9 protein-coding genes are annotated in these 12,905 nt (G+C 27.5%); 4 read left to right on the top strand and 5 right to left on the bottom strand.

Translation table 11 applies throughout. The features are described from left to right. Positions 1–4: 4 nt before the first annotated feature. Positions 5–2,227, top strand: a complete 2,223-nt coding sequence (locus tag LXN10_RS06500) for a methyl-accepting chemotaxis protein (RefSeq protein WP_375725055.1) — start codon at positions 5–7, stop codon at positions 2,225–2,227. Between the two features lie 264 nt (positions 2,228–2,491). Here the strand turns inward: LXN10_RS06500 and LXN10_RS06505 are convergent, their stop codons facing one another. From LXN10_RS06505 to typA, 4 genes are all read right to left on the bottom strand, one after another. Continuing rightward, positions 2,492–2,905 (bottom strand): Hsp20/alpha crystallin family protein, encoded by a 414-nt coding sequence (locus tag LXN10_RS06505; protein ID WP_375725056.1) that lies wholly within the window; start codon positions 2,903–2,905, stop codon positions 2,492–2,494. 191 nt (positions 2,906–3,096) lie between these two features. Further along, on the bottom strand, positions 3,097–5,142 hold the full coding sequence (locus LXN10_RS06510; protein ID WP_375725057.1) for an ATP-binding protein: 2,046 nt from the start codon (positions 5,140–5,142) through the stop codon (positions 3,097–3,099). Continuing rightward, entirely contained in the window at positions 5,139–6,107 is a 969-nt protein-coding gene (locus LXN10_RS06515; RefSeq protein WP_375725058.1) for an ABC transporter substrate-binding protein, read from the bottom strand. The genes LXN10_RS06510 and LXN10_RS06515 overlap by 4 nt, the downstream gene beginning before the upstream one ends. 331 nt (positions 6,108–6,438) lie before the next feature. Further along, positions 6,439–8,253, bottom strand: a complete 1,815-nt coding sequence (typA, locus tag LXN10_RS06520; RefSeq protein ID WP_375725059.1) for a translational GTPase TypA — start codon at positions 8,251–8,253, stop codon at positions 6,439–6,441. A gap of 282 nt (positions 8,254–8,535) precedes the next feature. On the opposite strand from typA, the gene yedE reads away from it, so the two are divergent. The 3 genes from yedE to LXN10_RS06535 all read left to right on the top strand — a co-directional run bounded on the left by yedE (position 8,536) and on the right by LXN10_RS06535 (position 11,040). Then, the gene (gene yedE / locus LXN10_RS06525; RefSeq protein ID WP_375725060.1) at positions 8,536–9,741 is read left to right on the top strand and encodes a selenium metabolism membrane protein YedE/FdhT; all 1,206 of its coding nucleotides are present in this window, start codon (positions 8,536–8,538) and stop codon (positions 9,739–9,741) included. After that, on the top strand, positions 9,738–9,977 hold the full coding sequence (gene yedF / locus LXN10_RS06530; protein ID WP_375725061.1) for a sulfurtransferase-like selenium metabolism protein YedF: 240 nt from the start codon (positions 9,738–9,740) through the stop codon (positions 9,975–9,977). Before yedE ends, yedF begins: the two co-directional genes overlap by 4 nt. A 145-nt stretch (positions 9,978–10,122) precedes the next feature. Further along, positions 10,123–11,040, top strand: a complete 918-nt coding sequence (locus LXN10_RS06535; RefSeq protein WP_375725062.1) for a glutaminase — start codon at positions 10,123–10,125, stop codon at positions 11,038–11,040. Positions 11,041–11,069: 29 nt separating this feature from the next. Here the strand turns inward: LXN10_RS06535 and LXN10_RS06540 are convergent, their stop codons facing one another. After that, positions 11,070–12,905, bottom strand: coding sequence for a 7TM diverse intracellular signaling domain-containing protein (locus LXN10_RS06540; RefSeq protein ID WP_375725063.1), 1,836 nt, complete (start codon positions 12,903–12,905; stop codon positions 11,070–11,072).

Below are 12,905 nucleotides of genomic sequence, written 5' to 3' on the forward strand. Positions count from 1 at the left end.
TCCCATGAATATTATAGAAAATGCCTCAATTAAAAAAAGACTTTTTTTAATCTTTATTGTTCCCCTTGTTGCAATTATTTTACTATCTTCTTTAGTTATTTTTGAACATTATCAAGATTATAAACACTATCAAAAACTAGAGATAATGATGAATCTTAATTCAAATATATCACAAGTTCTTCATGAACTACAAAAGGAAAGAGGAGCAAGTGCTGGATATATTGGAAGTAAAGGTGAAAAGTTTTCTGACATACTAAAGAATCAAAGATTATCTACTAATAAGAAGATTAAAAATTTAGAAAATTTTATAAAAGATAATAATATTATACAACTTTCAGAAGCAGAAGCTAAAAATGAAATTAACAAGATTTTTCAAGAGTTAGATAAAATTAGTTCTATAAGACCAAATGTCGATGAATTTAAAATTGCTCTAAAAGATGCTGTTGCTTATTACTCAAATATAAATTCATCTTTACTTCATTTGACAACATACTCATTTAAAAATTCAAAAGATGCAGACCTTTCTAGCCAAGCAATGGCATATTATGAGTTTTTAGAAGCAAAAGAACTAGCAGGATTAGAAAGGGCAATTGGTTCTGCAATATTTGGTTCGCAGGAAATAGATATTAATTTAAAGAGTAAATTTATTTCATTAATTGCTATGCAAAAAACATATCTTAGTGAGTTTCGTAATTTTGCTAATAAAAAAATATTAATGATTGAAAAAGAGACTTTAGATAAAAATGTTGTAGATGAAGTAAATAAAATGCGTGAAATAATTACTTCAAACATAGCAGGTAGTCATACTGAAATTGAACCAACTTTTTGGTTTAAGACTATTACGAAAAAAATAAATCTTCTTAAACAAATTGATGATTTAATATCAAAAGAGATACTAAAAGAAACTATAGAAAAAAAATCTACAGTATTCAATGCCTTTATTTTATATGTTGCCCTTGTATTGATTATAGTATTAATTACAACTTTCCTTGGAGTATATATAAGTAAAACAATTAAAGATTCTGTTTTAAAAATAAGAGAAGGTATTAAAGAGTTTTTTGATTTTATGAATAGAAAAGCCAACATAATAAATGAAATTGACATAAAATCAAAAAGTGAATTTGGAGAAATTGCTTCATTTATAAATGAAAGTATTAAATCTTTACAAAAAGAGTTAGATGCTGATACAAAGTGTGCAGGGGAAGCAATATTAGTTTTGCATAAATTACAAGAAGGATATTTAGATTATCAAATTGTCTCAACTCCAACAAATCCACAAATAAGAACTTTTGCTTTAACTGTCAATAGAATGCTTGTTAATCAACAAAAAGTTATGAGCAATATTTTAGATGAATTAGAAAAATACACAAACTATAACTACTTATCAAAATTATCAGATCAAAATATGAGTGGAGAGATGAAACAACTAATTGACGGTATAAACTCTTTAGGTGACTCTATTACTAAAATGTTACAAGAAAACAAACAAAATGGGGATATTCTTACGAAGAGTTCTGAAATATTATCTTCAAATGTATCTCATCTTAATACATCTGCACTTTCTCAAACTGCTTCGATTGAAGAAACAGCTGCGGCAATTGAAGAAACCACATCATCTATAAATGAAATTTCTCAACAAGCCACTCAAATGCAACAATTATCAAAAGAGACATTATCTTTTGCAACAGAAGGTTTAGATTTAGCCAATAAAACACAAAAATCTATGGATGAAATAAATAGTGCTACACAAGAGATACTTGAAGCAACATCAATTATCGATCAAATTGCATTTCAAACAAATATTTTATCTCTAAATGCAGCTGTAGAGGCAGCAACTGCTGGGGAAGCAGGAAAAGGCTTTGCTGTAGTTGCAGGAGAAGTTAGAAACCTTGCTACAAGAAGTGCAGAAGCTGCTAAAGAGATAAAAGAGTTAGTAGAAAAAGCCAATACAAAAGCTAGTGAAGGGAAATTTAGTTCGGAAAAAATGATAGAAGGATATTCTAAATTAAATGAAAAAATAAATGACTCAAGTAAAATTATCTCTAATGTTGCAGATGCCACAATAGAACAAAGTAAAGGTATTTCACAAATTAATGAAGCAGTTAGTTCTATAGATAAAATAACTCAAGAAAATGCAAAAATTACAGGTGAAACACAAGAAATAGCTAAAAAAACTAATGAAATTGCTAAGAATATTATAAAAAATACTGACAATAAGAAATTTTAATAGCTATAAAAAGATATTAAAAAAGGGAGAAAGTACTACTTCCTCCCTTTTTACTCAAAAAATTTGTGCTTTTAAATTAAATATTAATTATCAAAAATTCTAGCACCTCCTAAAACTTTTTATATTCCATTATATTTTATATCAAATTTTACTGAGCAATATATACCATTGTTGATAATACTGAGATAATATAAATTCCCAAGGTTATCAAATAATCTTTTTTATTCGTTTTTAATACTGCTTTAAATTTGTTCATAATCTCTCTTATTTAATCTTTATTACTTTTTTATGTTTCTCTTCACTTAATTTAGGAATAACTACTTCTAGCACTCCATCTTTTCCTGATGCTTCGACATTCTCAATATCTGCATTATCAGGGAGTGTGAAACTTCTAGAAAACTTACCAAAAGATGTTTCGACTTTATAATAATCTTCTTCTTTAACTTCTTCTTTTGTTTTTCTCTCACCAGAGATTGTTAATACACCTTTATGAATGTCAACTTTTATTTCATCTTTATTAACACCTGGTAAATCAACATCAATATGATATGCAAATTCACCTTCTCTTGTATTAACTACAGGTACAAAGCCACTAACTCCTTCATTTGAAGGGTATTTATAAAAATCCTTTTCTAAATCTCTAAATTGTTTAAAAGGGTCAAATCTAGTTACTAACATGCTAAACTCCTTAAAAAGTATTTCTTGATAGTTTATCTATCAAGTTAATGAAATAATAACATATTTATTAGCACTTGTCAATATATAGTGCTAATATTTTTAGCAAATTATTTATTAGAGTGCTAAATAAGTCTCTTAGTACTTTGCCATATTTAATAAGTATTTAAATGTTAGATTTGAAGAAATGAAGTTTAAAGTGGGGTTTTTATAGTAAAGGTAGTTCCTTTATTCTCTTCACTTACACAATTAATCTCTCCACTTAGATTTATTGTTACTAGATTATAAACAATATTTAGACCTAAACCTATTGAACCGTTTTTTCTATTTGTTGTAAAAAAAGGCTCATATATTTTTGATAAATTTTCTTCTAATATTCCTTTTCCATAATCTCTATATTCAAAAATTAGGAATTTCCCTTCAATTTTTGCCCTTAAAGAGATAACTCCTTTTTCATTATCACTATATGCATGTTCTAAAGAGTTTGAAATCAAATGGTTAAGAATTTGTGCAAAAAATCCAGGAAATGAGTTAATTTCTAACATATCATCACACTCTATTTTAAACTCAATATTTCGATTATTTAATAAGCTATCAATACTAATTAAAATACCTCGGATATACTCTTTAACTCTAAAAATCCTTTTTAATTCACCAGTTTGGTCAACAGCAACTTGTTTAAAGTTTTTTATAATCTTTTCTGTTTTGTTTAAATTTGTTACGATAACTTTAACCAACTCATTTGAACTTTGTAAATAAACTTTCCATTCCTCTGGGGAAATTGAATTACTTTCATATTTTGAACTTATCTCTTCACAAATATACTCTAAATGTGATGCCCCAGTAATTCCAAGTCCAATTGGTGCACTAATTTCATTTGCAACACCTGAAACTAAACTACCAAGTCCTGCTAGTTTTTCTGATTCTACAAGTTTGTTTTGAGTTATTATTAGATTTTCCATAGAAGCTTCAAGTTCATCATTTGATTCTTGCAAATCAAGATTTTTATTTTCTAATTCTAGTTCTAGTAATTTTTTATCTTGAATATCTCTCCAAACTCCATGAATTACAAGTTCTTCATTTATAATTACCTTTGTTAATACAATTTCACACCAAAACTCTTTTCCTGATATTTTTTTATGAAGCCATTCAAATCGTATACTACCTTTTTCTAAACATTTTTTAATATTCTCTTTTGCTAAAGTACTAGAAGCTATACCATTTGGTTGAATTTGGGGAGATATCTTATCTGGATCCAAATTTAAAAATTCTTCTTTCTCACTAATTTCTAGCAATTTTAAAAGTGCAAAATTACAATCAATAAACTTCCCATCTTTTAATAAACTTATTCCATCAGAAGAATCAGTAAAAAGTGTTTCAAAAACTTTTTTCTCTTGCTCTAACTCTTTTGTTCTTAGTCTCACATCCTCTTGAAGTTTAGAATTAAATGCTTTTATTTTTTCTTCTTGCTCTTTTAATCGATGAATATCTTCGACAATTTTATCTCTCATCTTTTCAAAATTTGCTGATAATATTTTTAACTCTTTTACCCCTGATACATCTATCTTTGCATCCAAATCACCTGCTGCAATCTTTTTTGAAACATCTGATAACATATCAACTGGTTTTAATACTTCTCTTACTATTAATATAATAATTAATGAAATTACAAGAACAATTATTACTGATATTATTAAAAACATATCCCTAAATCTATATAACTCTTCATATTTAACTTCTTTATCAATCCTATAGCCAATAATCCAATCCCAAGGTTCGAAATGTTTAAAAATAATCCATCTTTCATTATTTTTTGAAAGAATTTCAAAATTTCCATTTTTCTCTTCTAATACCTTTTTATATGCTGGGTTATCTTTATATAAATGACTATTTTGTACATTATAAGTTCTATGCAATACAACAAGACCTTTTTCATTTATTATAAAAGGGAAAATCTCTTTATTATTTTTATCAAAAACATTTTTTATAATATTTAAAGTTCCTTTTTTAAATGACTCTTCGTAAGACTTTTCCATTTGTGTTTTTAAAAGTGTTTGATATTTTTGATTGACAAGATACACAATATTGTCAATTTTTTCATTGTATATTCTCTCTTGTGATATATCTATTTCTTTTTTTAAATAATTGTAAGAAAAATAAAAAATAGTACCAATTCCAAGTGTTATAACTAAAAGGATAGAAATAAGAAGTTCCGATTTTAAAGAGCTATTTTTTATCATTTTACTAGTACCGCATTATCAATTATTTCAAAAGGGAAAACAATATTAAACTTTTTTGCTAAAGTTGTATTTATAAAAATATTTGATTTTTTATTTGTTACAATAGGAATATTTCTTATATCTTCACCTTCTAAAATTTTAAGAGCAGTATTTGCTACCCACTCACCTTGCTCTTCTGGTTTAAGTGGTAGAGACAAAAGAGCATATTCAATTAAATTCCCATCCCCTGTTCCAGTTGGAATAATAGTATTTTGAAGTGTGAAATTTTTTATCTGTTTTTTATTTTCATCCCACTCTTTTATAGAGCCACCATATCCAATAATAAGAATATCCACACTATTTTGTAAATTAATAAACTCTTTTTCCCACTCTTCAACAGAAGTGACTAATCTCGCATCCATTTTTTTATTTAACTGTTTTTGAAAATAGGCTAACTCAATTCTTGTAGTCAAGGAGTCATCTTTTAAAAAACCTACTCTATCACCTTTTGAGTATTTACTTAAGATTTCAACAGTTTGAGGAACTAATTGTACCTCTTCAATACCTGTAATATTAGATATTGGTAATCCATACTTTTTGCTAGAACCATTTATCCCACAAAAGACAACAGGAATATTACTATTTTTAAAGTAAGGTAGAATTACATATTTAAAAGCATTATCATCAGAGGTAATAATTACATCAGGTTTAAAATTTTCAATTTGATTTTTGATTTTTTGAGCTATTTTTATTTTATAAGGCTCATTATTATTTCTTTTGGAATTCATTTCGACTTCTCTAAACTCAAGGGGGATTTTAGATTTAGAAAGTGTTTCTTTTATACTTTTTTCAATCCCATCACTCCAATAAAGCCCAGAATGATAGGAATTGATGTAAAAAACTTTTTTCTTGGCAATAAGATTTTCTGCTTTTATAAAGCTAAAAAATAGTAATAATGAAAAGAAAATAATAGCAATCTTTTTCATAATAAGCACTTTTTTATTTATTATAACACAAATCATACATAATTGATATGACATATATTAATTAGTAATGATTAAGTAACTTGTAGTAATAGTTATAAAATATATTACAAGTACAATTAAATAGTCATTTATATTTGTATTTATATTATTCATTTTTTCTCCTTTTTATAGGAGAAAAAATTCTCCTATTTTAATTTTTTGTTTTATTAATTGTCTTGGGCCTCATATGGGACTTCAAGTTCTTCCTTTTTATTAATTTGCATTTTTTAAACATAAAAAAAGGGAAGAGCTAAAAAGCTCTTCCCTTCGTAAAACTTAGTATTTCTAAATTTTATTCGAATTTTGTCTTTTTAGCTGTTCTTTTTCTAACAGTTGGATCAAGTTCTCTTTTTCTAACTCTTACAGACTTAGGAGTAACTTCAACTAATTCATCTTCTTCAATCCACTCTAGTGCATTTTCCAAAGACATTGATCTTGGTGGGACTAACTTAATAGCTTCATCAGCACCAGAAGATCTTACATTTGATTGTTGTTTCCCTTTTGTAGGGTTAACATCTAAATCATTTCCTTTAGCATGCTCACCAATAACCATACCGTTGTACACTTTATCTTGAGGTTTAATAAACATAACCCCTCTATCTTGTAAGTTGAAAATTGAATAACCTAATGCTTCACCATTTTCCATAGAAACTAAAGCACCATATTTTCTTGATTCAACAATTCCAGAATAAGCTCTAAACTCTAAGAATGAGTGGTTCATAACACCCTCACCTTTTGTTTCAGTTAAGAACTCTGTTCTAATACCAATCAATCCTCGTGCAGGAATTTCAAATTCAAGTCTTGTATAACCAGAACCCATTGGTACCATATTTGTCATATTTGCTTTTCTTTTTCCAAGTTTTTCAATAATTGCACCACTATGTTCATCTGGTAAGTCAATAACTAAATGCTCAAATGGCTCCATTTTTACACCATCTTCAACTTTTGTAATAACTTCAGGTCTTCCAATACAGAACTCAAAACCTTCTCTTCTCATATTTTCTGCTAAGATACAAATTTGAAGCTCACCTCTTCCGTTAACTTTAAATTTACCTTCACCATATTGCTCATAATTCATTGCAATATTAGTATTCATTTCAGCTCTTAGTCTCTCATCAATTTTATTTGAAGTTACAAATTTACCTTCAGTTCCTGCTAATGGAGAATCATTAACTGCAAAAGTTACAGATAATGTTGGCTCTTCAATATGCATAGGATCAAGAGGCATAGGATCTGTTGGATCACAAAGTGAATCACCCACATCAATTGTTTCAAAACCTGCAACAGCAACAATGTCACCAGTACCAGCAGTTTTGATATCAAATCTATCCATACCTTTAAATCCAATAAGTTTAGAAACTCTACCTTTAACTTTTTCACCATCTGCTTTACATAATAAAACTGTCTCACCCATAGAGATTGTTCCATTAAATATTCTTGCAATACCAATTTTCCCAATGAAGTTATCATAATCAAGTGTAAATACTTGAAGTTGAAGACCATTTGAATCATCACCAACTGGTTTAGGAACTTCTTTTAAAATTGTTTCAAATAGTGGAGTTAGATTTTCATTTGCATCTTCTAAAGCAAGTTTTGCATAACCATCTCTTGCTGCTGCATATACAACTGGAAATTCTAGTTGTGATTCACTTGCGCCCATTTGGTCAAAAAGGTCAAATACTTCATCAACAACTCTATCTGGATCTCCACCTGGCTTATCAATTTTGTTAATAACAACAATTGGTCTATGTCCTAGTTGAAGTGCTTTTTTAACAACAAACTTAGTTTGTGGCATAACACCCTCTTGTGCATCAACAAGTAATAAAACAGAATCAACCATTTTTAAAACCCTCTCAACTTCACCACCAAAATCGGCGTGTCCCGGAGTGTCAATAATGTTAATTCTTACATCTTTATAATCAATAGCTGTATTTTTAGAAAGGATTGTAATACCTCTTTCTTTTTCAATAGCATTGCTATCCATAACTCTTTCATCCACATGCGTATGGGCTGCGAAAGTTCCTGATTGCTTTAACAGCTCATCAACTAATGTTGTTTTACCGTGGTCAACGTGTGCGATTACGGCAATATTTCTTATGTCTCTCATATATTCTCTTTAGATATTAATTTTCGCGATTATACTAAAAAAATGCTTAAGTTTTATCATTTTGAGCAATATTAAAAGAATTTTTCATTAGCATTTTCAAAAAGGTAAAAGATATTTTACCTTTTTACATAAAAATAAGATTACTTTTGCTAATATTCCCCACAGATTTGTGGCACAAATAGATATGATTTTTCTCGTTCATATCACTCTTCAATAACTTAATTCTTTTAGTCTTTAAAAGAAACTTTCAAAATAAAATATATTGTTAAGGAGAATACTTGCATGGATTATTTCAAGCAATTTAAACAAAAGTACATGGTAGCTTTTTGGCGTCCATTACCAGCTGTAATAGCTTTAGGAGTTTTAGCAGCATATTATTTCGGTATTACAGGTACTTATTGGGCTGTTACTGGTGAATTTACAAGATGGGGTGGTCACATCTTACAACTTTTTGGTGTAGACCTTAGCTCTTGGGGTTATTATAAAATTATGGGTATGCAAGGAAATAGTTTCACTCGTGTTGATGGTGTTATGATTATAGGAATGTTTGCAGGTTGTATTGCAGCAGCATTTTGGGGTAATAATGTAAAACTTCGAATGCCAGCGAGTAAAATTAGAATTTTCCAAGCTCTTTTAGGTGGTATTATTGCAGGATTTGGAGCAAGACTTGGTATGGGTTGTAACTTAGCAAGCCTTTTTACTGGTATTCCTCAATTTTCTCTGCATGCTTGGTTATTTACTCTTGCTATGATTGTAGGTGTTTATATAGGTGCTAGAGTAACTTTATTACCTTTTTTTCAATCTAAAATGAAAATGCAAAAAGTTTCTTGTTCTACTACTTTAAATACTGATACTAAAAATGTTAAATCTCTTTTTACAATTGGTACTCTTGTTTTTATTGCTATGATTATCTGGGCATTATATTTAATTTTTATTCAACAAAGTACTAAATTAGGTATTGCTATGTTATTTGGTTCTGCATTTGGTCTTTTAATTGCGAAAGCTCAAATTTGTTTTACATCTGCTTTTAGAGATATTTTCACAACAGGAAGAAGTCAAATGGCAGTTGCTATTGTTATTGGAATGGCAGTATCTACTATTGGAGTATTTAGTTATATTATGATTGGTGTTCCTCCAAAAATTATGTGGGCAGGACCAAATGCACTTATTGGTGGATTACTTTTTGGATTTGGAATTGTATTAGCAGGTGGTTGTGAGTGTGGTTGGATGTATCGAGCTGTTGAAGGTCAGGTGCATTTTTGGATAGTAGGGATTGGTAATGTTATTGGTTCAACACTACTTGCATATATGTGGGATAGTTTCTCTTTATCTTTAGCAACAAGTTGGCCAAAAATCAATTTACTTCACTCTTTTGGAAATTATGGTGGATTATTTATGAATTATATTTTCTTATTTTTACTATTTTTATTGGTTTTAAAACTAGAAAGAAATTATAGAACAACATTAAAAGAAAAGGTAACAAAATGATAAAAAAAGAGATTATTCCAGATTATAGAATTGATATGCAAGGGGAGCCTTGTCCATATCCTGCTGTTAAGACTCTTGAAGCAATGCAAGAATTAAAAGAAGGAGAAATTTTAGAGATAATAAGTGATTGTCCTCAAAGTATTCATAATATTCCCCAAGATGCAAAAAATCATGGATACAAAGTTTTAAGTATAGATAGTAGTGGACCTACTATTCAATATATCATTCAAAAATAAATTAACAAACTAAAAAATATATTTATAATATTGCGTGTTTTAATCACGCAATATTATAATTTAAAAAATTCTTTCTAAGTAAATATTCTACCTACTTTTTATACTCTTTTCTTAGATATAATTATAAAAAAGATAAAGAGAAAAAATGGATTTAAATATTATTTTACAAGAGATTCAAGAAGAGATTCAAAAATACTCTACAAAGGGAAAACTAGCTAATTATATACCTATGTTAGCCCAAGCAGATGAGAGTGATTTTGCTATAAGTATAATAACACTTGAAGGTGAAGAGTTTCATATCGGATGTAGCGATAAAAAATTTTCTATTCAAAGTATTTCTAAAGTATTTACTTTTACCCTAGCTTTAGAACACTATAGTAAACAACTTTACAAAAGAGTAGGACATGAACCCTCTGGTGACCCTTTTAACTCCCTTGTTCAATTGGAGTATGAAAGTGGTATTCCTAGAAATCCATTTATAAATGCAGGTGCAATAGTTACAACTGATTGTTTGAGTTCAATTTTCAAAAATAATGCCTTTGATGAAATTTTAGCTTTTATGAAAAAGGTTTCCCATGAAGAAAATATCACTTACGATGAAGATATTTTTATCTCTGAATTAGGACATGGCTTCCATAATTTTGCACTTATAAATCTAATGAAAAGTTATCAAAATATCAAAAATCCTATAGATGATGTGATTCAAACATATTTTAAACAATGTTCAATCATGATGAATACAAAACAACTTGCACACTCTATGTTATTTTTAGCAAACCATGGAGAAGATCCCTTTACAAAAGAACAAATTATAAATGAATCAAAAGCAAAAAGAATAAACTCACTAATGCTTACTTGTGGACACTATGATGCAAGTGGTGATTTTGCATATAAAGTTGGACTTCCAGGTAAAAGTGGTGTAGGAGGAGGAATTGTTGCTGTTGTTCCAAAGAAGATGGCAATATGTGTTTACTCTCCAAAATTAAATGTACACGGAAACTCACTAATTGGTACAAAAGCTTTAGAATTATTTACTACAAAAACAGGTCTTTCAATTTTTTAATAAAAAGGAGAATAAGATATTTATTCTCCTTACATACTAAACTGCATTTTAAAACACAATCCTTCATTTTTATTTTCTGCAGTTATACTACCCTTTAGTTTTTGAGTGATTATTTCTCTTGCAATGTATAGTCCTATTCCAGTAGATAAACTATCAGAAAAATCTTTTTCAAAAATTCTTTTTATGATAAAATCACTTACTCCACCAGCATTATCTTCAAAAAGAACTATCACATTATTTTTTATACTTTCTACAGAGATTTTTACAAGAGGTTCCCTTATTTTTCTTTGTTCAAAAGCTTTAAGAGAATTTTCAAATAAAATCATAAGTATATTTAAAAAATAATTTTTCTCTATTTTTATCTTTATTTTCTCATCACATTCTAAATTTATATTTATAGATTTTTTATTAAACTCACTATCAATAAGTCCTATAATCCCATTTATTTCGTCTTTTATTTTTATTTCTTCAATATTTTTTTCTTCTTTATAAAAGTTTAGTTGGCTAAGTCCTGTCTCTTTAAGATAATTTATGTTTTGTTTTATATTTTTAAGATTATCCTTTATAATCATATTTAAATTAGCATCTTTGAATTCATATGCTATTTCTATGTGATTTATACTATTAAAAAGACTATTTATAGGAGTTTTCCATTGGTGTGAAATATTTACCATTGTTTGACCTATAACTGAAAGTTTAGAATATTCATTTAAAAGTTCTACATTTTTTTCATGCTCTTTTGTTAATATATAAGCTGAGTGTATTAAGGCAAAAGCCAAAAATAAATCTTGTCCTATCGTTCCTATTGCGAAGGAATAATAAAAAAAACTCTCAAGTCTCAGAAATCCAAAAAATACTAAAATATATATAACAACAAAAGTAAAAAAAATACCATTTGAAAAAAAATAAAATAAAGAACCTTCTTTTTTTATTACCAATAGCCTAATAGAAAATATTAAAAGAATTAACATTAATAAAAAACTAAATAGACCATTAAATCTACTTAGTAATAAAATATCATTATATAATGGATAAAAAAGTTGTAAAAATCCTATAAATAGGAGTAAAAAGACTAATACTTTTATAATAAATTTTGTAACTTTATATTCATCTTTTTTAAGATTAAAAAAATACAAAGGAAATAAACCCAATAGAGCCATTGATATTTCTGAAGAGCAAAAGCCAAATATAGTATTTAGATAAACAGGAATGCCAAACTGATAAAAAAAGCCTGATATGGTAAATTGATAGATAATACTACATACAGTAAAAAAAGAATAAATTAAATAACATTTGTTTTTTAAAAAAGAAAAAAGAATTAATGAAATAATAGCTGTGACACTAAAAAATCCAAAACAATAAAAATATACCATTGATTGTTCATAATAATAAGAATTAAAATTTTCAATACTTTTTATATCCCATTTAATATCCATAGGACTATAAGTTTTTTGTTTTATAAATACTTGCACTTTTTCATTTGGAAGAAGAGATAAGTCAAAATAGGAAACTCTAAAGTTATTATCTCTTATATTATGATCTCTAAAATCTCCTAATTTATTAGTTTTTACTATTTTATTGTTTTTAAAAACATACACATCTATTAAATCAATTCCTGATCTTTTATTATATATTCTTCTTTTTATCATTTTTTCTGAATTATTAAAAAAAGTTAGTTTTACCCATACTACATTTTTTGTAACGCCCAAATTATCTTTAGATATGGGAGAAAAAGTCTCTTTATTTTTCAAAATCTCTTTTATGTCTAAAGAATTATTTTTATCGATGAAATATTTTTCATCAATAAGTATTCCCTTAGCAAAAAGTGAAGAGATAAATATAAGAATTAATATAAAAAATCTCAC

The organism is Arcobacter iocasae, from assembly GCF_042214795.1.
GTDB classification, from domain to species: domain Bacteria; phylum Campylobacterota; class Campylobacteria; order Campylobacterales; family Arcobacteraceae; genus Arcobacter; species Arcobacter iocasae.